Source organism: Sphingomonas sp. RS6 (genome assembly GCF_054489705.1).
In genome coordinates, this window is record NZ_JBTMWM010000004.1 from 246541 (window position 1) to 269629 (window position 23089).

Consider the following 23089-nt stretch of genomic DNA (forward strand, 5'->3'; position numbering starts at 1 on the left):
TGTGATCTCGACAAAGCCCAGGTGCAGGCCTCTCGTCGCGAGTTCCTAGTGAGTCCGAATTTAGGCCGTAAACGCACTGGCGCTTGCGCGGGACAATTCCATTAGAACGAAATTGCCCTACATCTCCGTGATTGCCAAGCTCTGCGAGATTTCGTGAGACCGGAAAATGGAGCGGTGAAGGGAAACCAATCAGCTGAAATATACTTCTTAATATAAGTATTTACCGCCCTGCAGCAAAAAGTGAGCTCCGGGGGTCACGCCCCACTCCCCTTTTCGTAAATCGGGTTCGAAGCACAAACGCGATCGCGTTGGGCAACTACGAACGTCGGAGATGTCCCGCGATCGTTCGGCAGCTGGCGACCACGACGCGCCATTCGCCATCGGAGATCAAGTGTCTGCTTCTCCTCAACCTGCCATATTAATTCGGCCACGGCCGATGCGCTTAGATACGAAAGCGTGCCGAGCTTCGTGACGATTTTTGGCGAATTGGTGGGACCGCACCCGGCGGGTACATGGCCGAACGCCACTGCGGCGCAAGTACCGGGCGGTGCGCCGCTTGACGGCCGTTGCCGCGGGAGATGACGATCAATCGCGATCGCCTTTGATGAGCGAAGTCGCAAGTCGGTACAACAGTCACTTGCTCGATAAGATCGCTTCCTGAAAGCCGGTGCTGCTTTGCCAAGCTGGCGCCGTCGTTCGGCGGACAGGCACGAGCTTTTGACTGCGCGACGTCAGATTAGCGGACCAATGGATTGAACAATCACTCGGCTGCGGCAACTGTATACTGAGCCCGCTCTTATCGGGCCCCTCCAAGATGTGCCGCCAGCCGATCGACCATTTCTTCGGGAATGCGCCGCGCGATCACCGGCATCGTCGCCTGCGACTGGCGGGCATCCACTTTCTTGCCGTCGCCGCGCATCTGCCATAGCCGCGCCGCCAGATAGGCAGGCTTCTGGCCCGCCAGCACGGGATAAGGTTTGCCCGGTGCGTGGCAGCTCGCACAAGCGGGCAGCTGGCGATCGGGCAAGCCGCGCGAGACGATGCGCTCGGCTTCGGCGTCGCTGCCCTTCGGCGAGGCCCCCAGGCCCGGCATCGCCGCGAAGCGCCCGGCCAGCGCGGCGGCATCGGCATCGCTGAGCAACGCGGCGGCGTTGGCCATGACGCCGCTGGGCCGGTGCCCGTCACGATAGGCGCGCAGCGCTGCGGCGAGATAGGCGGGGTTCTGCCCGCCGAGCACCGGGATGTCGCCCTGGCCGCGACCGCGCCCGTCGGCGCCGTGGCAGCCGGCACAGGCCTCGAACCGTGGCGCGCCCGCGATCCCCGCGACGCCGCCGGTCAGCCGCGCATAGTCCGCCGGCGTCATCGCGGGCAGGCGGCGGACGAAGGCGACCATGCGGCGGATCTCGTCGGACCGGTCGCGCGCCGGCCAGGCGGGCATGCCGCTGAACTTCACGCCATGATCGATGATCCAGTAAAGTTCGCGGTCGCTCCATTCTCCGGCCGTGCGGGCAAGGTCGGGCGCGGCCGGCGTCGCGGCCTGGAACACCGCACGCGGCCGCATGCCTGGCGCGCCGTGGCACGCGGCGCAGCTCGCGGCGAAATGGCCGGCGGCGCTGACCAGCCCGGTCGGGTCGGCGGCGGCCTTCGGACTTTCCAGCGCGCTGCGCGTGCCCACCGAGTTGCGCATCACCCAGTGCAGGAACCAGTTGGTGATCGGCCAGTGCCCGCTCGATGCAGCGACGTTGACCGCCCCCGACCAGCCGACCGCCAGCGCCAGCGCGAGGATGCCGGCCAGCGCCAGCACCACGCGCTTACAGGTGATCCGGATCGTCATGCCCGCGCCTCCCGCCGCAGCAGCGTGCCGAGCAAGCCCAGCCCGCCGAGGAAATAGGCCGCGCCGCCGATCAGCAGCATCACCGCACCCGAGAGCTGTTGATCGGCGAGCGGTGCAAGCCCCCAGGGCGCCCGATGCGCCATGGCCGGGTAGAGTAGGCGCGGTGCCAGGCCGATTAGCGCGCCGAGCAGTGTCATGTGCATCGAGGTGAGCAACAGCGCCCCGATCCCCATCGCTCGCGCCCCCGGCGCCAGCGCCGCGCTCCACAGCAGCACGCCGGCGGCGAGGAAACTCACCTGTTCGAGCGCGAGCAGCAGCGGCGCATGGGCGGCGGCGGCGCGCAGCGCGGGCAGGTGCCAGCTCCACACCACCGCCAGCTCCACCACGCTCATCGCCAGCGGCGTCACCACGCGCGGCAGTCGCAGCGCCGGATCCGCGCGCGTGCCGGCGATGCCGATCGCCACGCAGGGCGCTGCTACCGCCACCGCGAGCATGTGCGCGGCCATATGGCCGGTCATGCCCTGTCCCGCCACGATCCAGCCAGCGCCGAGCAGCGCGGCCGCCAGCGCGAGCGGCACGGCCCTCACCGGCAGTCCCGCAGGAACAGCACCGGCACGGCGGTGAAGATCACCCCCACCAGGCTTAACCCGGCGAGCAGCAGCGTCGCATAGGCAAGGAAGCGCAGCCGATCGATATCGGTGCTCGCCTCGTGCGGCGGGTGGTCGCCGGGCGTGCGCGATTGCACCCAGGCGATCCAGCCCGAGGCGACGATCACCAGCAGCGCCGCGATCGTCCCGCCCCAGAAGACTGCCGGTGCATCGACATAGCGGCCGGTCTTGGCGCAGCGCACCGCCGCCCACAGATAGGAAAACAGGAAATGCGCCGCCCAGCTGGTCGGCGGCACGATCAGCGTCCAGAGCGTGACGCGCAGCGCACGGATCCGTTGTCGCAGCGGCGAGGTCATAGCAGCTCCGGGAACAGGCCCAGCGTCGTCCAGGCGACGAGCGCGGTGAACAGCAGGAAATGCTGGTAGAGCGTGACGTTGCGAATGTCGGCGTCATGCGTCGGCGTCGCCCGTCCGGCCAGGCTGCGGGCCAGCGCATAGAGCTGGCCGATCACCCCCACCGCCGCATGGGCGACCGTCCAGCCGGCCAGCGTCCAGACGATCGCGGGGTAGCTGTGCAGCTTCGGGTCGAGCGCGGAGAGCCAGGGGCCGGCAAGCCCGGCGAAGATCGCCGCCAGCCCTGTCAGCGCGGCTGCACCGAGCAACAGCCGCGCCGCGCCCACCGCGCCGCTAGCGTTGGTCTCCCGCGCCGCCAGCGTCGCCGCCCAACTCAGCGCCATCAGCGCCAGCGCCACCATCGGCCAGAACACACCCGGGCCGGACATGCCCGGCGGCGGGAAATGCGGATGGACGGTCCAGAAGAAATAATAGCCGAACACCAGGCCCGAAAACGCGGTGGCGTCGGCCATCATGGTGATGAACATCGCCCACCAGCCCGGCGCCAGCGGGCCCGAGACGTAGAGCGGCAGTTCGATGCCATGGCCGATCGGCTTGCACGGCTTTTCGGGAATTTCCGCCGTGTGCCACAGCCAGAACAGCACCATGCCCAGCGTGACCACGCCGGCCACCAGCGCGGCCCAATAGAGATGATAGGTGGTAAGGATGAACACGCCGCCCAGCGCCACCGCCGTCGCCATCGGCACGAACGAGGGCGTCGCCAGCCGCATCACCGCGATCGGCCGCGCATCGAGCACCGAAGTGATCAGCGATTCGCGCCGCCGCTCCTCCGCATCGGGCAGGAAGAAGCGGCCCTCGTCCACCTTCTTCACGAAATCGGGCTGGTCCCAGATCGGATAGCGTGTCTCGATCAGCGGAATCGACCGGATGCCCCAATGCTCGCCCTTGGGCGTCGCCAGCCATTCGAGCGTGCCGGCGTTCCACGGGTTGCGCGGCGCCAGCGGCCGCCAGGGCGAACGCAGCAGGTCGATCACGATCAGCAGCACGCCGGAGGCGAACAGGAACGCGCCGATCGTCGAGGCGAGGTTGAGCCCGCCCAGCCCCAGCTCGGCGGGATAGGTGAACACCCGGCGCGGCATCCCCATCAGGCCGGAAAGGTGCATCGGGAAGAAGGTGAGGTTGGCGCCGGCGAACAGGATCCAGAAGGCGGTGCGGCCGATCCTGTCGCTCAGCTGCTTCCCGGTCACCAGCGGCCAGTAATAATAGAGGCCCGCGAACAGCGGCATCAGCGTGCCGCCGATCAGCACATAATGGAGGTGCGCGACGACGAAATAGGTATCGTGCGCCTGCCAGTCGAACGGCACGATCGCCACCATCACGCCGGTCAGCCCGCCGATCACGAAGATGGCGAGGCTGCCGGTGGCATAGAGCAAGGGCGTCGAGAAGATCACCCGCCCCGCCGCCAGCGTCGCGATGAAGGCGAAGATCTGGATGCCGGTGGGAATCACCACCGCCTGGCTGGCCGCCGAGAAGAAGGCGAGGCTGATCTTGGGCAGCCCGGTCGCGAACATATGGTGCACCCACAGCCCGAAGCTGAGGAACGCAGTGCCCACCGCCGCCAGCACGATATAGGGATAGCCGAGCAGGTGCCGCTGGGCGAAGGTGGGAATCAGCATCGCGAACAGCGCGATCGAGGGCAGGAAGATCACATAGACTTCGGGATGCCCGAAGATCCAGAACAGGTGCTGCCACAGCAGCGGATCGCCGCCGCGGGCGGCATCGAAGAACGGCCAGCCGAGCAGCCGCTCCATTTCGAACAGCAGGTCGCCGGCGATCAGCGGCGGAAAGGCGAACAGGATCATCACCGCGACGACCAGGATGTACCAGGCATAAAGCGGCATCAGGTTCAGCCGCATGCCCGGCGGTCGGCACTTGAGCACGCCGACGATCAGTTCCACCGCCGCCGCGACGGACGAGACTTCGATGAACGACAGGCCGAGCATCCAGATATCGGCGCCCAGACCCGACAGATCGGTGCGGGTGGTGAGCGGCGGGTACATGAACCAGCCGCCATCGGGCGCGGCGTTGAAGAAGATCGAGCCGAGCACGAACACGCCGCCGATCAGGAAGCTCCAATAGCCGAAGGCGGAGAGGCGCGGGAACGGCAGGTCGCGCGCGCCGAGCAACTGCGGCAGCAGGATGATCGAGACCGCCTCGAACATCGGCACCGCGAACAGGAACATCATCGCCGAGCCGTGCAGCGTGAACAGCTGGTTGAAGGTGTTGGCGGAGACGAGGTCGTTCTCGGGCACCGCCAGCTGGGTGCGCATGATCAGCGCGAGCACGCCGGCGAACAGCATGAAGGCGAACGCCGTCGCCGTGTACCAGGGGCCGACCGAATCGTTGTTGGTGTCGCTCCAGCGCAGGAAAATGCCCTTGGGCGGCGCCCATACGGCGCGCAGCCGCGCTTCCTGTGCCCGGCGCAGTTCCGGATCGTCTTGCGCGTGCAGGCTCATTGCAAGCTTCCCAGATAGCGCGCGATCGCGCGGGCCTCGGTTTCGGGCAAGTGCGGATAGGCCGGCATGCGCGCACCCGGCTTCACGCTGGACGGCGCGCGAATAAAGCGGAGCCGCGCCGCCTCGCTATTGGGCAGCGTGCCCGCGCCGACCGTCGTGCGGCGGGCGAGATGGGTCAGGTCCGGGCCTATCGTGCCGGTGGCGCCGGTGCCGCGGATCGTGTGGCAACCGCCACAGCCATGGCGCAGGAACAGGCCCGCCCCGGGCCCGGCACTTGCAGGCGCCGGCCCCCGTTCCGAAGCCAGCCAGCGGTCGAAATCCTCGGGCGCCATCGCCACCACGTCGAACGCCATCAGGGCATGGGAGAGGCCGCAGAACTCCGCACATTGGCCACGGAAACGCCCCGCCCGCGTGGCGCGCACCGGCAGTTCGTTGATCCGCCCTGGGATCATGTCCATCTTGCCGGCCAGGCCGGGGATCCAGAAGCTGTGGACCACATCGCCGCCCGCCAGCCGGAACAACACGGTGCGGCCGACCGGAACGCGGATCTCGTTCGCGCTCGTCACGGCTGCGCCCCCCGCCGGCCGATAGGCGACGCGCCACCAGAATTGCTCGCCGGTCACATCGATCCGCAGATCGGCGGGAGCAACCGGGCGGGGCCGCATATAGGGAAGCGCGAACAGGAGCAGCGCCGCCAGCGACAGCGCCGGCACCAGCCCGCCCGCGATCAGGATCAGCCGCTCGCCGGCGCGCAGGCTGAGCGCCCCCGGCCGCGCCCGCACCGCCCACGCCATCAATGCGGCAACCGCGGCGGCGACAATCACGCCGCCCGCCACCATTACCAGGGTGATGTGGTTGATGCCCGCCGCTTCCTCGCCGAAAGCGCCGAAAACCGATTGGCGGCGGTTACAGCCTGCCGACGCCATCGCCCAGAGGACGATCGCCAGCCTTCTTCGCCTGCTGGTCCCGGCTTGCATGCCGGCGACCTACCCCACGGGCCCCCAGCGCGTCCACCAAATGCCTAAATTTTCTTGTAATTATTTTTTGCCCCCGCCCCTGTGCGACGTGTTCCACCGGTTGAAGAGGAGCTTCGCTATGGGCTGCTCAGTGTTTGTTCTTCGGCTATAGGAGAGGCAAGGTGAAACGGTGGAGCCACGAGATTTTCTCGATGGCTCGCAACGGTTCACCCTACAAGTATCGCCAGCTTCGCTGGCGTTTGCGGTGCCGTTTGCCTCTTGGGCGAACAGCATTCGCCTATTTCTTGAGAGCATTCAGCCATTCGGCGATGGCGGATTCCCGCGACCCCATGCAGCGATTGCTGCTCCGGGTGTTCCACTTTGCGGTAGAGGGTGGAACGGGTCTGGCCGGTGCGCGTCGGTGTAACAGCAAGGGCGGAGGCGGCGAAGACCGCCTCCGCCGTAGGTTATTGGGCAAAAAGCGGTTTGCCTTCGCCCATGTAGCGGGCATATTCTTGGGCGTACCGCGTTGTAGCGCGCTCCTGGTCGGCCGCTTGCGCAGACTTCGCCAGTTTCGGGTACCAAGTGCCCTCTTCGGAATAGATGTGATGGAGCACCGCCCCTCGGATGTGCTCGAGCTTGTCGTGATAATCTTGGCTCGAGGGATCAAGCCGCTCAAGTAGGCCAAGCTCCATTTTGGCGGCCGACTGTTCTTGATAGGCAAGTTCGGCGTGACCAACCTGATGATCGGCGGCCAGAGCGGGATAGACCGAAACTTCTTCGGCAATGGAATGCGCGGTAAGGAGCAACGCCAGCTGCTTCTGCTCTGTCAGGCGGGTGTCCGGCGCAGCGCTGCGCAAGCGCTCGAACTGGGCTTCGATCTCCCGGTGGTGGCCGAGGATCCGCGATAGCCAGTCGCCGGGCCTCGCCAGGGCTTCGGCCTTCGCAGTCGCTTCGAGACGATCCTGCTCAGTTTCTGGCGGCGAGATGGCAGCAATGGCTTGGTCGAGTATTGACATGAGAGTGCTCCAGTTTTGGGTCGCTTGCGGTTAAGCGGCTGCATTTCCGCCATGTTCCAGTTGCGATTCACAATCACGTGTCGCAGAGTGTTGCTTGGCGTGTTGGGGGCTGGGTCGGCGCGAGCGTGGGACTGGCCGAGATGGCTGAGCGCTTGCTGCAGGTTGCAATCGGACGGGGTCAGCGATTCAGGCCCCAGATCGAAAGCAGCTTGGTCTATGGGCTATGTGCCAAGCCGCGGAGATCGACGCCCACGTCGACCTTTCGCGCCCCAGCCTGTCGCTTGCCGCGACTGTTGCTGAGCAGACCGACGGTACAGCGATGTTGCCCGCCTCTGGTGCTCATCGAGATTGTCGAAGATCGCCGAGCCGGCGTAGTATCAGGGGGTATGCGGCCCAACCGTGAAAGTCTCAGCCGAAAGTTGCGAACTACTGGCGCTTGCCATGCCGCGTCAGCTTGTTGCTTCGTTTTCAAAAAGCCGGACATTGCCAGACCGCCACGTCAGCACACGCGCCTCTCGAAGCGATTTCAAGGTCCGATTTACATGGACGGTGAGGCCCAGAATGTCGCCAAGTAATTCTTGGGTGATAGGCGAGCGAAAGCAGTTCGGTTGCGCCATGCCGGCCAGCAGCAAGCGGTCCCGCATCTCCAGCATCCAGTCACTGACGCGCTCGAACGCGCTCATCCGTCCGAGCCGTACCACCTGCCGGTATAGGTACGATTGATCAAGCTCCGCGGCATTTGCGTACATTTTCATGAAATCAGGATCTTCGGGCGCGGGACATAATACCACCTCGTCTACCGCAGCAACGCTGGTGGCGATCGGCAAGTCGCGCGTCGCCATTGCACATACTACGTCGCCCGGCAGGTAGAAGCCGATAATCTGCCTTCGCCCATCCCTCAAGCATTTGGATCGCGCCAACCAACCATCCAAGACGAAAAACCGGTGGCGTGCGGACGTTGTGGCATGTCCGTCGTCAGAACATTTGGCGCAGATTGCGGCTTAGATTAGCGGAGTGCGGGCCTCGTCTGGGGGTTGATGTTAGGCGGCGATCTTACGGTGTTGCAAGCGCCGATGTTCGATGGTCTGTCGCTTGATCCTTTCACGCTGTTTGATGATGGCAGGTGCCCTGCCGAAGTAATGCTAGATAAAGGGGGCGCCCGTCCGCGTGCGAACATTTCTTCCAGGCGTGCCAAAATTGCCGCGGTGCCAGACTTCCGGTGACGCACGCCATCGTTGCTCGGGGCGTGCCCCGAGCAACGATGCGGACGGTGTCTCATTTCAGCGCCAACCTTTGGTTGCGGGGGATTTGCGCCCCGACCGTGCGTTAACGGAGGCGCTTTGTCTCGATCTGGACCGCCACGTTTCGACACAGGCCGCAGTCGCCGCCGACGAACATCCGGCCAGCGGCCTCGTCACCCAGCAACTGCCAGTCCAGCCAGTTCAACGCAATCTTAGCAGCTTCCCCGCCATTGGGTTGCATGAAGGTGCCGCCATGGCCGACGGTCAGATTGACGATCGCTGCCGGCACCGCGTCGATCTGCGCGTAATCGTCCATGCCATTCGGATAGGCGACGTCCGACGGGCCGCCCATCACGTAGAGGACGGGCGTATGCAGGGCGTTCAGCATCGACTTGTCGACGGTGAGCCCAACGATCGGATTTTCGCCGTTCTTGAAGATGCCGCTGTTGTGGATGATGACGGCACCTACACGTGGGTCAGCGGCGGCGATGATCGCCTGGAGTCCGCCGCAGCTATGGCCGGACACCGCGACTCTCGACGTGTCGATTTTTCCATGAAGCGGGTTGGTCGCGTCCCGGTCTGCCGCGATCGCCTGATCGAGTCCGGCCAGGACGTCGCCAGCGGTTGTGGCGACCTGCGGGATCACCTTGCCTGGCGGCAACGGCGCGGCGGGGCGCGCAGGTGGCGCGACGGGGGCGCCTGGGCCGCTGCGGATCGTACCTGCCGCGACGACGAGATAGCCATGCGACGCGATCTCCTCCAGATGCAGCCGGGCGCTCGCGCCGTCGTCAGAACAGCCCCCATTGCCCCATAGCAGGATCGGCAGCTTGCGCGCACCAAGCGCATCAAGGTTCCGCGGGCGATAGATTGTGTGACCGGGGAAGGCGGGATCGGCGAGCTTGACCGAGGGATAGCGGCCCGATCCCGGCGTATCGGGGATCTGCGCATTGCGCTGCATTTCGGCTTCGGGACCGGAAGCGGCCGGCCCCGGTGCGGTCTGCGCCGATGCGCCGAACGCACTGGATACAAGCGCCAGCGTTGCCAGCGCGCCTGTCAGAACAGCTTTTCTCATGGGACTCTCTCCACCCTCATTTCGCAAGGATGGTTCACCCGCCGCTGCCGTGCAAGCCCTTTCATTTGCTGTTTACGCGCTTTCGCGTGCAATCACCTTGAAGCGGACGTCGATCGAGCGATGCGTCAGCGGGCGATTTTCCGCCCGGTCTTTCAGGACGCGCATCACTTCGCGGGCGATGAAGCGTCCATCGATATCCACGGACGTGATCGTCGGCCGCATATCCCCGGCGAGGCGCAGATTGCCGAAGCCGATCACGGCAAGCCGCCCCGGCACCGGTACGCCTGCGCTCTGCGCCTCGACGATGAGTCCCTGTGCAATCCAGTCGGAGCCGCAGATGACGACGTCCGGCTGCGCGGGGAGTTCCGCCAGCTCGCGAAAGGCCAGCCTCCCCTGGCCGAAATGACTGGGTGCGGGGACCTGCGTTACGGTAGCGCCCGGGTTGCCGGCAGCGGTCCAGAACGATTCGAACCCCGCCGCCCGCTCGAGCGCTCTCGGGGTCTGCGGCACCACGAGATGTGGCCGCCGATAACCCCGGTCCATCACGAATTGGCCGATGCCACGGCCAACTTCATGATGCGAAAAGCCAATGGCGATATCGATCGGATCGCTGGGCAAGGCCCAGGTCTCGATGACGGTCGCCCGCTGCCGCCTCAGCTTTTGGCGCGTATTCTCATCCGTGACCAGGCCGGTCAGGATGATGGCATCAACTCTGCGGGACAGGGCTGCATCGATCTGGCGAGTGAGCAGTTCGTTGTCGGCACCGGTGATGGACAGCATCACGCTGTTGCCGTCCCCTGCCAGTTCGTTGACCATCGCCTCGACCGTATCGTTGAAGATCGATTGCGCGATTTCCGGGACAAGCACGCTGATGAGCCGCGACCGGCTCGACGCGAGCGCGCCGGCGTTCAGGTTCGGCAGATAGCCGGTCTCCTCGATGGCCTTGCGGATGCGCTGGCCGGTCGCGGGTGCAACCATCACGGGATTGTTGAGAAACCGCGATACCGTGGCGGGCGAAACGCCAGCCAGTTCAGCGACTTCATCAAGCCGGGGCGCGCGGGGGGATGTCATCGTGACGCTATGCCGCAAGGTGAGCGCCAAAAAAAGCTATGCAAGCGCTTGCATTGGGAATATCGAGACGAGCGATGTCTCGCCGGCTGTCATGCGCGCAAGTGCAGCAGCCGGGCGGAGGATTGGCCGGGAGGCGCGGACGCCGAATGCAATGGTGCCGCCGATTAGGAGGGTAGGCGAATGAAAGGCATGCGAACGGATGGACTGAAGGCGCTGCTCGCTGGCGTGGCGACGGGGGCGCTCGTGCTCGCGGCTGGGGCGCAGGCGCAAACGCAGGCTGCAGGTCAGGATGGTGGTTCGGCTGTCGAGGATCTGGTGTCCGATGACCAGGAACAGGCGATCGTCGTCACCGGCTCTCGCATTCGCGGGGTCAATGCCACCGGCTCCAACGTCATCGCGATCGACGAAGTACGAATCGCCCAGGAGCCCGTCTCGTCGGCCGCCGATTTGCTGCGCCGCGTGCCCCAGGTCGTCTCGCTTGGCGCAAATCCGGCTGGCGGCAGCGCGCAGAACGGCGCAGCCAACGTCACGCGCAGCGCGGGCATCAACCTGCGCGGCCTGGGCAACACCGCCACGCTGCTGCTCTATGATGGCAAGCGCCTTCCGGCACAGGGCACGCAAGGACAGGTCATCGACCCGTCGGTGATCCCGACGATTGCAATCCAGCGCGTCGAGGTCGTCGCGGACGGCGCTTCGGCAATCTATGGCTCCGATGCAGTGGCGGGCGTCGTCAATTTCCTGCCGCGCCGCAATTTCAGCGGCGTCGAACTGCGCGGCCGTGCCGGCGTCACCGGCGATGGTGGGTATAACGAGCAGCAGCTCAGCGGCATCATCGGCCATCGCTGGGAGGGCGGCTGGGGGGTCGTCGCGGCCGAATATACCCGCAACAGCGCCCTGCTCGGTTCCGATTTGCCCTTTTACCAGAACGACAACCGGTCACGGGGGGGCCGTGATTTGCGAACGTCCTTTTGCAATCCGGGGACGATCTCGGTCGGCGGAAACAGTTACGCGATCCCGGCTGGCGGGGTTACTGCCGGCAATGCCGATGCGCTGATTGCCGGCACGTCGAACAAATGCTTCTACGGTGATGCCGCATCGGTGTTTCCGAGCCAGCAACGGGTCAGCGTCTCGACCTCCTGGTCGCAGCGGCTGAGTGGATCGGTGCGCCTGTTCGCCGACGGATTCTACTCGTACCGCGACGGCATCTCTACCAGCGTGCCGGAGATCACCGCGAACGTACCGAGCACGAATCCGTTCTTCGTCAGCCCCGTGCCGGGTGCGAGCGGTGTCAGTGTCACCTACTCGCCTTATCTTGAAAGCGGCGCGATCCGAAATCCGTTTCATGCATATTCTTGGAACGTGTCCGGCGGGGTGGAAGCCGATCTGTTCGGCGATATCCAGGCTACGGCCTATTATGCGCACGGCGAATCGAAGGACGTTGCGGACAATCGGCGCGGTGTGAACGGCGGCGCGGTGGCTGCCGCCCTGGCAGACACCAACCCGGCAACCGCGCTCAACGTTTTTGGCGAGGCCAACAATCCGGCGACGCTGGCGTCGATCCTGGATAATTACTTCGTCATCCGTGGCGACAGCCGCCTGGACGTGGCGAACCTTCAGTTCAGCGGATCGCTGCTCGCAATGCCGGGCGGCAGGCTGCGTTTTGCCATCGGTGGCGAATATCGCCGCGAATATACGTTCACCGACCTGACAGTGGGCAGCAGCGCCGCTCAGGCCCATATCGGCGATTCGGGTGCGCGCACGGTGAAGGCGCTGTTCGGCGAGTTGTTCGTGCCGATTTTCGGTGCCGAGAATTCGCAGGCCGGCTTGCGCGAATTCTCGCTTTCGCTTGCTGCCCGGCATGAACAATATAGCGACTTCGGATCGACGACGAACCCGAAGATCGGCATCGTCTATCGACCCGTCGAAGATATCCGGTTCCGTGCCAGCTATGGACGTTCGTTCCGCGCGCCGAGCTTCACCGAAGTGTCGCAGCGCGCCGGCGGCGCGGGGCTTTACGCCCAGACGCTGCCGAGTGCCAACGGCGCCCTTACCGGGATCGCCATCGGCGGGGGCAATCCCGATCTGGACCCGGAAACCGCCAAGACCTGGTCCGCCGGCGTGCAGATCCAGCCCTCGTTCTTGCCCGGTTTTTCGATCGAGAGCACCTATTTCAACATCCTCTATCGCAACCAGATCCAGGCCCTGTTTGGCAATCAGAGCCTGCTGACCGATCCAATCTATGCCGCTTATGTTACGCTCGATCCCACGCCGGCTCAGGTTGCCGCGCTCACCGGGTCCGGGTTGCCGATCAACGGTACGCTGCCGAGCGATCCCGCGTTCATCGTCGATGGTCGACGCCAGAATCTGGGCGCGGCCAAGGTCAGCGGCATCGATTTTCAGGCAAGCTATGCCTGGGAATGGGCGGGATGGAAGCTCAGTTCGGGCGTGGCAGGCACCTATTTCACGCGATATGACTTCCAGTCTGTTCCGGGTGGTGCTTACAGCGACGTTCTCGGCACGATCAACTTCCCGCAGCAATTCCGATTGCAGGGCGACCTCGGCGTCGAGCGGGGAGGGTTTACTGCGCGCCTGACGCTCAATCACCTGTCGGGATACAGCAATACCGCCATCAGCCCGGCGCAGCATGTCAGCGCCTATGACACGGTAGACGCCTATATCGGCACGAAGGTCGGCGATCGTCTCACGCTGGCGCTCCAGGCGCGCAATCTGTTCAACCGTTATCCGCCGTTCGTCGACATCAGCGGCGGCTATGATCCTCAGTCGGCCAATCCGCTGCCGCGCATGCTGATCGCCTCCGCAGGCGTCAGTTTCTGACAAGCCGGTCCCTTTGCAGAAACGAGCGCATATGACTTCCGATTTCGACCCCCTCGTATCCGAAACGTTCGACAGCCCCTATGCCGACTATGCGAGGTTGCGGGGGCAGTGTCCGGTCGCGCACAGCGATGCTTGGGGCGGATTCTGGGCGCTCACCCGCCATGAGGACGTCGCCAGGGCAGCGGCGGAGGCGACGACGTTCGTCACGTCCGTCCAGAACGTCGTGCCCAAGGTCGCCTTTACCGGTCGGCGGCCGCCGCTGCACCTCGACCCGCCGGAGCATACGCCCTATCGCCGGGCGCTGGCGCCGCTGTTCACCGAACGGAAGGTGGCGGCGCTGGCCCCCGCCATCCGTTCAATCTCCCGCGATCTGCTGGGCGCGATGGTGGCAAAGGGCGGCGGCGATGTCGTCGCCGAATTCTCGTCGCACCTTTCCATCGCCACCTTCGCGCACTGGATGAACCTGGATCGCAGCTCGATCGGCCGGCTGACAGAGATCGGCAGGCGCTATAACCTCGCGGTGCAGGCCAACGACGTCGCAGCCACCCAGGAGGCGAGCGCGATCCTGTACGACATGGCCCGCGCGATCGTAGCGGAGCGGCGTGCGGCACCCATGGCCGCAGACAACGATGCGACGACTGCACTGCTGTCCGCCCGCGTCGATGGCGAGCCACTGCCCGACGAGATGATCGTCGGAACGATCCGCCAGGTGCTGGTCGTCGGCATCATCGCACCGAGCGTGGTGATCGGATCGATGACCGTGCATCTCTGCCGCGATCGTGCGCTGCAGGCCCGCTTGCGGGCCGACCCTTCGCTGGTGCCAGCAGCGGTGGAGGAGTTTCTGCGGCTTTACACGCCTTATCGCGGCTTTGCCCGGACGCCCGTGCGCGACGTCGAACTGGGTGGCCGCACGATTCCGGCGGGGGAGGCGGTGGCGCTGGTCTATGCCTCGGCCAATCGCGACGGGGCGGTGTTCGACGATGCCGACACATTCCGGCTCGACCGCCCGAACATGAAGGAATCGCTGGCGTTCGGCCGCGGGGCACACAGCTGTGTCGGCGCGGCGCTGGCGCGGCTGGAACTGCAGGTCGCACTTGACGAACTGCTATGCGCCGCGCCGGGCTTTCGCCTGGCGGGCGAACCGGTGCAGACGCGGATGCCGGAAATCGGCGCGCGCTCTGTCCCGATCGAATTTGAAGGGGTTGGCTGATGGTGCGGCGGGAATTTCGCTTCGAAGGTTATGTCCTGCTCTATCTGCTCGTCTACCTTCCCAACATCGTGGTGACGAAGCTGATCACCAGCATTCCGCACCAGACGCTCGGGCGGCCTTTGACCGGGCTCGAGACGTTGCCGGCGACGCTGATGATCAGTACGGTCATCACCTATCTGTTCATCTGGCTGTCGGGCTGGCACCGCGACGCGCATTCGATCGAGGTCGCGGCCGTGCGTGTGCCCGCGCCGACGCGCTACACCTTCCTCTCTGGCGTGGGCACGGCGCTGGTGCTGTTCACCGTGCCATTGTCGTTTACGTTTAAGGGCGTAAGCATCCCGTTCATCCAGCTGCTGATGCGCGGCGACATCCTGTTGATCGCGCCGGTGGTCGATCTGCTGTTCGGCCGTCGTGTGCGGTGGTGGAGTTGGGTCGCGCTAGCGATGGTGCTGGCGGCGCTGATCGTCACGCTGCGGGATCGCGGCAGTCTCGGCCTGCCGCCCTTGGCGATTCTGACGGTGCTGCTCTACACTGGCGGCTATTTCCTGCGGCTCGCGATCATGACGAAGGTATCGAAGGGGCAGGGCCGGGCGTCGGTTCGCAAATATTTCGTGGAGGAAAAGGTCGTCGCCATGCCGCTGTCGGTGTTGCTGCTGGCGCTGATCTCCGCGTCAGGTTTCGGCAGTCAGGCCGGCGAACTGCAATTCGGATTTCTAGGCGTGTGGACCGATCCGGTGCTGCTGCCGCTGATCTTCATTGCCGTGACGATGACGGCCGTCGCCGTCCTGTCGATCCTGATCCTGCTCGATCCGCGCGAAAACAGCTATTGCGTGCCGATGGAGCGGGCCGCCGGGCTGCTGGCCGGGATTATGGCTGCGTTCGTACTCGCCTGGATCTGGGGACTGCCCGCACCACGGCCTGCCGAACTGGCTGGCGCCGTCATCCTGATCGGTGCGGTGGTCCTGCTGTCGCTCGCGCCGCGCCTGTCGCAGCGGCGAGCGGCGGCACGCGCCGAGGCGATCTGAATTATCGAAGGGAAAGGGGGCCATGAAGCGCAAAATCCTGCTTTGCCTCGGCGCATCGTTGTTGCTGACGGCGCAGACCGCCCCACCCGCCGGCGTGCTCGACGCGCAGCTACAAGGCGGCGGCCACTGGACGGCGGAGGTGCCGGCGAAATGGAACGGCACGCTCCTCCTGTGGAGCCGGGGCTATTCCCCGGTCGCCGATGGTGCGGAAGCGGCGCCGAAAGCTTATCGGGCGGCGCTGCTCGCGGCAGGCTATGCGCTGGCCGGCTCCGATTATGGCGCCGGCGGATGGGCGCTGGCCGAGGCGATCCCGGCGCAGCGGGCGACCATCGCCGCCTTTGCGGCGCGATATGGAAAGCCCAGACGCGTCATTGGATGGGGGTTTTCGATGGGCGGGCTGGTCACGACTGCGCTGGCCGAACAGCGGCCCAGCGCGCTTGACGGCGCCATCTCCTTCTGTTCGTCCATGGGCGGCGCGATCGGCATGATGAACATGGCGCTCGACGGCGCGTTCGTGTTTCGAACGCTGGTTGCGCCCGATGCGAACATCGAACTGACCAATGTCGATGATGATCGGGCAAATGGCGCGAGGGTGCAGCGCGCGGTCGAGGCGGCGATGGCGACGCCGGAGGGGCGGGCGCGGATCGCCCTGGCGGCGGTGCTGGCCGGGTTGCCCGGCTGGACGACGCACGATGCCCCGCAGCCGGCGCCCGACGATTTCGAAGCGCAAGTGCGCGAAATGGCGAAGACCTTTGCGATGGGGGTGTTCCTGCCAAGGCAGGATCAGGAGCGTCGGGCGGGCGGGGCGTTTTCGTGGAACAACGGGATCGACTATCGAAGCCAGCTTGCCCTCAGCCACCGTCGAGACCTTATCGAAGCCCTATATCGCCGCGCAGGCATATCCCTTGCCGACGATCTCGATCGGCTTGCGAAGGCGAAGCGCGTCTCAGCCCGCCCCGCTGCCGTCGCCTATATGAAGTCGCACTACACGCCGAGCGCGAAGCCGACGGTGCCGCTGCTGGCGGTTCAGGCCATTGGCGACGGCTTGACCTCGCCATCGCTGCAACAGGGCTATGCGGCAGCCGCACGGAGCCATGATGTCCGCAGCCTCTGGACGCGAAGTGCCGGCCATTGCGCGTTCGATCCTTCGGTAGTCACCGCAGCCGTCGAGCAGATGGTCGTGCGGCTCGAGACGCGTCGCTGGCCCGATCCTGGATCGACCTTTGTCGATTATACCCCACCCCCGATGCTGCGGCCCTGTTTTCGCGGCAAGTCTTGCCGATGAATCGTCGAAACGAGCGCGCTAATCGCTGATAGTAGCCTCGGCTTCCCGCAGCGAACGCCCGCGGGTCGTCCTCCCGTGGAGGAAGGTCTGCGCCGCCACCGCCCCCGGCCGTGAATAACAGAGGACTTTGAGGCTTACGAAGCTCTGTTGGATCTCGTGAAATCGGAGATTGGAGCGGGTGAAGGGAATCGAACCCTCGTCGTAAGCTTGGGAAGCTTCTGCTCTACCATTGAGCTACACCCGCGAAGCGTCGACGTTGTGGAACCATCGTCGGCCGCCAACCCAGAGCGGCGCAGGTTTCGCAACAGGCCGCTGGTTGCGGGGAAATAGCGGCGCCTTGGGCTGCTGGCAATGGTCTAGTTTCGGCGGACGGCGCACCGCGTCCGACCGATCGATTCTGACGATCATCGGCCGCTCGAATTACGCCCAGGACGCCACAGATACGACCCCAGCGACAAGGATTACCGATAGCGCGGCGGCGATGGATTCGCGTTTGGAATGGCTGTTCCACTCCCAGAAACGGTAGCCGGCAAAGACGGGCATGTTGCGTCGCAGCCCGTCGCCAAAACGCTCGATCCATTGATATTCGCGCTGCGTGATCTCGCGCGTGACGCAAACCGCGATCGCGCAGAAGGCGCCGAGCCAAAGCCCGGGCGCAAAGTCGATGCCGAACAGGCGGGCGAGCAGGACAGTGGCAAGCTGGAGCAGGAGAGCAAGCGGCAAGTGCGCGAACATGGGGTTCAGAACGCACGCTTTGCCGCCAGGTTCAGCTTATGGGGGGGGCGAGGCGCCGTCCCGGCGATCGAAAAGCCGGGTTTCCATCCTGATCGGGCATAGGCGCTGCGCCAATCCCCCAAACGGCCGGTTGGCGAGGATCACCGCGGACGATAAGGCCGTTCCTTTGGGAGACCGGGTGCGACGCGCGAATGACGACGCCGCGCGTCCCGAATCGCATGAGGAGCGCGCGTTGGAGACGTTCGACATTCTGATCGTGGGCAGCGGCCATGGCGGGGCGCAGGCGGCGATTGCGCTCCGGCAGGCGGGGTTCGGCGGCACGCTGGCGATGGTCGGCGAGGAGCCGGAACTACCCTATGAACGGCCGCCGCTCTCCAAGGACTATCTGAAGGGCGAAAAGACCTTCGAGCGTATCCTGATCCGCGCGCCCGGCTTTTGGGAAGAACGCCAGGTGACGATGCTGCGCGAGCGTCGCATCGTCGCCGTCGACCCCGCCGCGCGCATCGTCACCGACGCCGCCGGCGCGACGATCGGTTACGGATCGCTGATCTGGGCGGCGGGCGGCAGTGCGCGGCAGCTGGCGTGCAGCGGGCATGACCTTGCCGGCGTTCACACCATCCGCACGCGCCAGGATGTCGATCGGCTCCTCGCCGAGCTGGCAGATGCGCACCGCATCGTCGTGATCGGCGGCGGCTATATCGGGCTGGAGGCTGCGGCGGCGCTGACGGCGCAGGGCAAGCAGGTGCTGCTGCTCGAGGCGATGAACCGCGTGCTCGCGCGCGTGGCCGGCGAGCCGCTGTCGCGCTTCTACGAAGCCGAACATCGCGCGCATGGCGTCGAGATCCGCACCGGGGCGCGGGTCGATTGCCTGGAGGCGCGCGCCGGCCGTGTCTCCGGCGTGCGGCTGGACGACGGCGATGTCCTTCCGGCGGATATGGTGATCGTCGGGATCGGCATCGTCCCCGAAGTCGCACCGCTGATCGAGGCGGGCGCCGCGGGCGGCAATGGCGTGCGGGTCGATGCACAGTGCCGCACCAGCCTGCCGGACGTCTATGCGATCGGCGACTGCGCGCTTCACGCCAACCGCTTCGCCGACGGCGCGGAAATCCGGCTCGAATCGGTGCAGAACGCCAATGACCAGGCGAATGTGGTGGCCAGGTGCTTGACCGGCCAGCGTGCGGACTATGACGCGGTGCCCTGGTTCTGGTCGAACCAATATGATCTGAAGCTGCAGACGGTGGGACTGTCGGCCGGGCACGACGCCACCGTGCTGCGCGGCGATCCGGCGAGCCGGTCCTTTTCGGTGATCTATCTGCGGCAGGGGCGGGTGATCGCGCTCGATTGCGTCAATTCGGTCCGCGATTACGTGCAGGGGCGGCGGCTGGTGGCCGAGGGCATGACGATCGATCCCGCGCTGCTCGCCGATCCTGCGGTGGTGCTAAAGTCGCTTTAGCCTCTGGCCATGACGCGGTGGAGCGGGCACGCTGCGGCGAAAGGTCGGCGCGAACGCGGGCGAATGGAGAGGCAGAATGAGCGAGACACCGCCGGTATTGCTGGACCGCGAAGGGGATGTCGCCGTCATCCGGCTCAACCGGCCGGATCGGCTCAACGCGCTGACGCCCGATATGCTGGACCTGCTGGCGGCAACGCTGGCGCGCGCGGCCGATGATGGCGCGCGCGCGGTGTTGCTGACCGGCGAGGGACGGGCATTCTGCGCCGGCGCGGACCTGACCGCGGGAACCGGCACGCGCGATTCGGGCGATACGCTGCGGCGGCACTATAACCCGGTGATCGAGACGATGGCTGCGCTGCCGATCCCGGTGGTCAGCGCGATCAACGGCGCAGCGGCGGGCGCGGGCGTGTCGATTGCGTTGGGGGGCGACATCACGATCATGGCGAAATCGGCCTATCTGCTGCTCGCCTTCGCCAACATCGGGCTTGTGCCCGATGCGGGGGCGACGTGGCTGATCGGCAAGGCGGCGGGCCGCGCGAAGCTCCTCGAAATGGCGTTGCTTGGCGAGCGGCTGCCGGCCGAGGCGGCGCTGGATGCGGGCCTCGTCACGCGGGTGGCGGACAATGCGGCGCTGATCGACGAAGCAGGAGCGGTCGCGCGGCGGCTGGCCGCGATGCCGACGGTGGCGCTGGGGCTGATCCGCAAGCAGGTGACGGCCGCGCTGGCGTCGACGCTGTCCGAGACGATGGAGATCGAGGCCGCGCATCAGAGCATCGCGTCGCAAAGCGAGGATTGTCGGGAGGCGATCGCGGCGTTCGTGGTGAAGCGGACGCCGGTGTTCCGGGGGCGCTGACCGCCGCAAACCGGCGCTTGGTGCGATTTTGCCGTCCGTGCGTTGGGCGAGGCATGCACACCCTCTGGTTCATTACCAATCCCTCTTCCGGCACCACATCGCGCGCGAAATGCGAGGCGCTGGAGGCGGTATTTGACGAACGCGGCCTGGTGTTGGCCGGCCGCACCGAGTTTCCTGCCGACGCCTTGCCCAATGGCAGCGCGCTGGATGCGGCCGGCGTCGACACCGTCGTGCTGTTCGCAGGCGACGGGACCATCAATGCCGCGCTGAGCGCGCTCGCCGAATGGCCCGGTGCCTTTCTCATCCTGCCCGGTGGCACGATGAACCTGCTCGCCAAGGCGCTGCATGCGAGCACCGATCCGCACGCGATCATCCATGCCGCGCATGGTTGTGATCGACGCGTCGCGCTTCCCTATGTCGAGGCGGAAGGCAAACGGGCGTTCGTCGGGCTGATCCTTGGCCCGGGCGCGAGCTGGTTCCGCGCACGCGAGGCGGTCCGGCAGGGTGCATTGCGGCGGCTGTTCGCGGCCGCGCGCGGCGCGTGGCGCCGGACCTTCGGGGCGGGCGGGGTCCGCATCGTCGGGGTGCGCGGCCTGCGCAGCCGCTATCAGGCGGTGTTCGTCAATCCCGCTGCCAGGGGTCTGTCGGTCGCCGCGGTGGATGCGCGGGACTGGCGCACGATCGCCGAACTCGGCTGGGAATGGGTGACCGGCGACTGGGTGGCGGCGCGTGCGGTGACGACTGTCGAGGCGAAGTCGCTGCGGCTCCAGCGGGGGCGGCCGGCGCTGGCCCTGTTCGACGGCGAACCCGCCATGCTCGACGGCGGGACGACCATCCGCATTGGGCGAAGCCTGGAAACGTTCATCGCCACCCGGCCGGAGGTCACCGCATGATCAGGCTGTTTCACGTAAGCGACGTGCATTTCGGGCGGGAGGATGCAGCGGCGATCGAATGGTTCGATTCGGCCGTCCGCGAGGAGCGCCCTGACGCCCTGATCATGACCGGCGATCTGACGATGCGCGCGCGCGCCGCCGAGTTCTCCGCCGCCTCGCGCTGGCTGGAGAGCCTGGGCGTGCCGGTCACGGTGGAAGTGGGGAACCACGATCTGCCCTATTTCAACCTGTGGGCGCGGTTCTTCACGCCCTATAAGCGCTACCGTGCGCTCGAACGGATGATCGAGCGCCCGCTCGACATTCACGGCGTGGCGGTGGTGCCGCTGAAGACCACGGCGCGGTTCCAGTTCCGGTTCAACTGGTCGAAGGGCAATGTGAGTACCCGCGCGCTCCAGAAGTCGCTCGCCCTTGCGGAGGCCGTGCCCGGCGGTGATCTGGTGTTCGTGGCGGCGCATCATCCGCTGATCGAGGCGGGGACGCGCGCGACTTCGGCGACGCATGGCGGCGAGCGGGCGCTGGCCGCGCTCGCCAAGGCCGGTGCTCATGCTGTGCTCACCGGCCATGTCCATGATCCCTTCGACGTCGAGCACCGCGTGGGCGACAGCACCGTACGGCTGATCGGGGCGGGCACGCTGTCTGAGCGCACCCGCGATCATCCGCCTTCGTTCAACGAGATCATCATCGAAGACGGGCGCTTTTCCACCCGCGCGCGCTTTCTGGGGCAGAACAGCGTCGCGCTCTAGCCCCGCCGTCAGCTGCGGAAGAGCGGCAGGGGGCCGCGGCCGCCACTGCTCCATGTCGACCAGTTGGGGAAGACGCTGGGGAGGTCGGCGGCGGGCACGCCGTGCCACTTCGCGATCGCGCCCAGATATTCCTCCTGCGCGATGCCCGGAATGAACCGCCCCTGCGCCGTGATGTCGTCATTGCCGCCAAGAACGGGATCGGGATAGCGGCCGAAAATGCCGCCGCGCGCGACATCGCCGCCCATGACGAGGTGGTTGTTCCCCCAGGCGTGGTCGGTGCCGTTCTGCGCATTGCCCAGATAGGTGCGACCGAAATCGCTCATCGTGAAGGTGGTGACGTTGGCGGCCACGCCCAGGCCCTTCATCGCCCGGTGGAACGCGGCCATCGCCAGGGCGAGATCGCCCAGCAGCGTCGCATGCTGGCCCAGCGTCGGATTGCCGCCCTGAACCTGATTGGCATGATGGTCATAGCCGCCCTGGCTGACGAAGAAGGACTGGCGGCTGTGGCCCAGCGTCCCGCGCGCCTCGATCATCCGCGCTGCCCCGGCCAGTTGGTCCGCGATGTCGCTGGTCAGCGCCGCGCCCGTCGCGGGATCGACGAAATAGGCGTCTACGCTGCTACTGCCGGACAATATCGAATTGGCGGTCGCCGCCTGTTCGTAGCTGGCGGTCAGCGTCGCGGCGACATTGTCCATCACCGGATCGCCATTGGTGCCGTTGGCGACGGCGGCCACCGCCGCTTCCTTGGCGCCGCCGCTGCCGCTCCAGCCGAGCCGCGGCGGCAGGCCGGATGGCGGCAGCACGAACGGGGTTGTCCGCCGGCCGATGGTGGCGAGCGTCGAGCCGGACAGCGAAACCAGCGACGGCAGGCGCCCGGCCGCCATGCCATCGGCGATGCGCCCCATGAATCCGTCGCGGCTCGCCTCGCGCGCGCGCAGGCCCTGCCAGTGGTCCTGTTCGTCCGAATGGCTCATCAGGTTGGTCGGGCGCAGATCGGGCCGGGCGAGATAGGTTGACTTGCTGAGCGGTGCGAACAGCGTGCCGGCATTGAGCACCAGCGACAGCGCACCTTCGTCCCAGATCGGCCGGAGCGCGGCCATCGCCGGATGCAGCGCATAAGCCGTGTTGGTGAGCGGCGTCAGCGCGGCGCGCGGCAGGCCGACGCTGCCCCGCGCGGCCAGATAGGCGGCGTGGCGGCTGTCGGTGGGGACCACCATGTTCCAGCCGTCATTGCCGCCGAACAGGAAGATGCCGACCATCGCCCGATATCCGCCGCTGGGGGCGGCGAGCGCGGCCGAGCGGCCGAACTGGCCAAGGGCTGCCAGGGCGCCGGTACCGGCGGTGAGGCGAACGAAGTCGCGACGCGAGAGTGTCATGGATCGGATTT

19 protein-coding genes, 1 tRNA gene and 1 pseudogene are annotated in these 23089 nt (G+C 66.2%); 8 read left to right on the top strand and 13 right to left on the bottom strand.

Going from position 1 to position 23089, the window contains the following annotated elements; all coding sequences use genetic code 11:
• Positions 1 to 796 precede the first annotated feature (796 nt).
• From ACX40Y_RS10485 to ACX40Y_RS10530, 10 genes and pseudogenes are all read right to left on the bottom strand, one after another.
• On the bottom strand, positions 797 to 1834 hold the full coding sequence (locus ACX40Y_RS10485; protein ID WP_459119497.1) for a c-type cytochrome: 1038 nt from the start codon (positions 1832 to 1834) through the stop codon (positions 797 to 799).
• The gene (locus ACX40Y_RS10490) at positions 1831 to 2421 is read right to left on the bottom strand and encodes a cytochrome c oxidase assembly protein (protein WP_459119498.1); all 591 of its coding nucleotides are present in this window, start codon (positions 2419 to 2421) and stop codon (positions 1831 to 1833) included. Before ACX40Y_RS10490 ends, ACX40Y_RS10485 begins: the two co-directional genes overlap by 4 nt.
• Positions 2418 to 2798, bottom strand: coding sequence for a hypothetical protein (locus tag ACX40Y_RS10495; RefSeq protein WP_459119499.1), 381 nt, complete (start codon positions 2796 to 2798; stop codon positions 2418 to 2420). Before ACX40Y_RS10495 ends, ACX40Y_RS10490 begins: the two co-directional genes overlap by 4 nt.
• Positions 2795 to 5311 (bottom strand): cbb3-type cytochrome c oxidase subunit I, encoded by a 2517-nt coding sequence (locus tag ACX40Y_RS10500; protein WP_459119500.1) that lies wholly within the window; start codon positions 5309 to 5311, stop codon positions 2795 to 2797. The genes ACX40Y_RS10495 and ACX40Y_RS10500 overlap by 4 nt, the downstream gene beginning before the upstream one ends.
• A complete protein-coding gene (locus tag ACX40Y_RS10505; RefSeq protein WP_459119501.1) occupies positions 5308 to 6288 on the bottom strand; it encodes a c-type cytochrome in 981 nt (326 codons plus the stop codon). Before ACX40Y_RS10505 ends, ACX40Y_RS10500 begins: the two co-directional genes overlap by 4 nt.
• A 446-nt stretch (positions 6289 to 6734) precedes the next feature.
• On the bottom strand, positions 6735 to 7286 hold the full coding sequence (locus ACX40Y_RS10510) for a hemerythrin domain-containing protein (RefSeq protein WP_459119502.1): 552 nt from the start codon (positions 7284 to 7286) through the stop codon (positions 6735 to 6737).
• Positions 7287 to 7735: 449 nt separating this feature from the next.
• Positions 7736 to 8281: a Crp/Fnr family transcriptional regulator gene (locus tag ACX40Y_RS10515; protein WP_459119558.1), complete on the bottom strand. Its 546-nt coding sequence runs from the start codon at positions 8279 to 8281 to the stop codon at positions 7736 to 7738.
• A 45-nt stretch (positions 8282 to 8326) separates the two neighbouring features.
• Positions 8327 to 8425 (bottom strand): annotated as a pseudogene (locus tag ACX40Y_RS10520) (PEP/pyruvate-binding domain-containing protein); the annotation flags it as partial.
• Between the two features lie 187 nt (positions 8426 to 8612).
• Positions 8613 to 9599: an alpha/beta hydrolase gene (locus ACX40Y_RS10525; protein WP_459119503.1), complete on the bottom strand. Its 987-nt coding sequence runs from the start codon at positions 9597 to 9599 to the stop codon at positions 8613 to 8615.
• A 72-nt stretch (positions 9600 to 9671) separates the two neighbouring features.
• On the bottom strand, positions 9672 to 10700 hold the full coding sequence (locus ACX40Y_RS10530; RefSeq protein ID WP_459119504.1) for a LacI family DNA-binding transcriptional regulator: 1029 nt from the start codon (positions 10698 to 10700) through the stop codon (positions 9672 to 9674).
• A 159-nt stretch (positions 10701 to 10859) separates the two neighbouring features.
• On the opposite strand from ACX40Y_RS10530, the gene ACX40Y_RS10535 reads away from it, so the two are divergent.
• From ACX40Y_RS10535 to ACX40Y_RS10550, 4 genes are read left to right on the top strand one after another with little or no spacing between them, the layout of a single operon-like run.
• Complete coding sequence (locus tag ACX40Y_RS10535; RefSeq protein WP_459119505.1) at positions 10860 to 13505, top strand: TonB-dependent receptor domain-containing protein; 2646 nt, start codon at positions 10860 to 10862, stop codon at positions 13503 to 13505.
• A gap of 31 nt (positions 13506 to 13536) precedes the next feature.
• Positions 13537 to 14715 (top strand): cytochrome P450, encoded by a 1179-nt coding sequence (locus ACX40Y_RS10540; protein ID WP_459119506.1) that lies wholly within the window; start codon positions 13537 to 13539, stop codon positions 14713 to 14715.
• Positions 14715 to 15740, top strand: a complete 1026-nt coding sequence (locus ACX40Y_RS10545; protein WP_459119507.1) for a hypothetical protein — start codon at positions 14715 to 14717, stop codon at positions 15738 to 15740. Before ACX40Y_RS10540 ends, ACX40Y_RS10545 begins: the two co-directional genes overlap by 1 nt.
• 22 nt (positions 15741 to 15762) lie before the next feature.
• Positions 15763 to 17025, top strand: a complete 1263-nt coding sequence (locus ACX40Y_RS10550) for an alpha/beta fold hydrolase (RefSeq protein ID WP_459119508.1) — start codon at positions 15763 to 15765, stop codon at positions 17023 to 17025.
• 170 nt (positions 17026 to 17195) lie between these two features.
• On the opposite strand, the gene ACX40Y_RS10555 is transcribed toward ACX40Y_RS10550, so the two are convergent.
• Together ACX40Y_RS10555 and ACX40Y_RS10560 are read right to left on the bottom strand one after the other, a co-directional pair.
• Positions 17196 to 17269: transfer RNA gene (locus tag ACX40Y_RS10555), tRNA-Gly, on the bottom strand.
• 176 nt (positions 17270 to 17445) lie between these two features.
• Positions 17446 to 17748: a hypothetical protein gene (locus ACX40Y_RS10560; RefSeq protein ID WP_459119509.1), complete on the bottom strand. Its 303-nt coding sequence runs from the start codon at positions 17746 to 17748 to the stop codon at positions 17446 to 17448.
• 244 nt (positions 17749 to 17992) lie between these two features.
• Here ACX40Y_RS10560 and ACX40Y_RS10565 point away from each other — a divergent pair, with 244 nt between their 5' ends.
• The 4 genes from ACX40Y_RS10565 to ACX40Y_RS10580 all read left to right on the top strand — a co-directional run bounded on the left by ACX40Y_RS10565 (position 17993) and on the right by ACX40Y_RS10580 (position 21702).
• Entirely contained in the window at positions 17993 to 19213 is a 1221-nt protein-coding gene (locus ACX40Y_RS10565; RefSeq protein WP_459119559.1) for an NAD(P)/FAD-dependent oxidoreductase, read from the top strand.
• Between the two features lie 76 nt (positions 19214 to 19289).
• Positions 19290 to 20066, top strand: a complete 777-nt coding sequence (locus ACX40Y_RS10570; RefSeq protein ID WP_459119510.1) for an enoyl-CoA hydratase-related protein — start codon at positions 19290 to 19292, stop codon at positions 20064 to 20066.
• 53 nt (positions 20067 to 20119) lie between these two features.
• Complete coding sequence (locus tag ACX40Y_RS10575) at positions 20120 to 20959, top strand: diacylglycerol/lipid kinase family protein (protein ID WP_459119511.1); 840 nt, start codon at positions 20120 to 20122, stop codon at positions 20957 to 20959.
• Positions 20956 to 21702: a metallophosphoesterase family protein gene (locus ACX40Y_RS10580; protein ID WP_459119512.1), complete on the top strand. Its 747-nt coding sequence runs from the start codon at positions 20956 to 20958 to the stop codon at positions 21700 to 21702. Before ACX40Y_RS10575 ends, ACX40Y_RS10580 begins: the two co-directional genes overlap by 4 nt.
• 8 nt (positions 21703 to 21710) lie before the next feature.
• On the opposite strand, the gene ACX40Y_RS10585 is transcribed toward ACX40Y_RS10580, so the two are convergent.
• A complete protein-coding gene (locus ACX40Y_RS10585) occupies positions 21711 to 23078 on the bottom strand; it encodes a DUF1501 domain-containing protein (RefSeq protein ID WP_459119513.1) in 1368 nt (455 codons plus the stop codon).
• Positions 23079 to 23089: the final 11 nt, after the last annotated feature.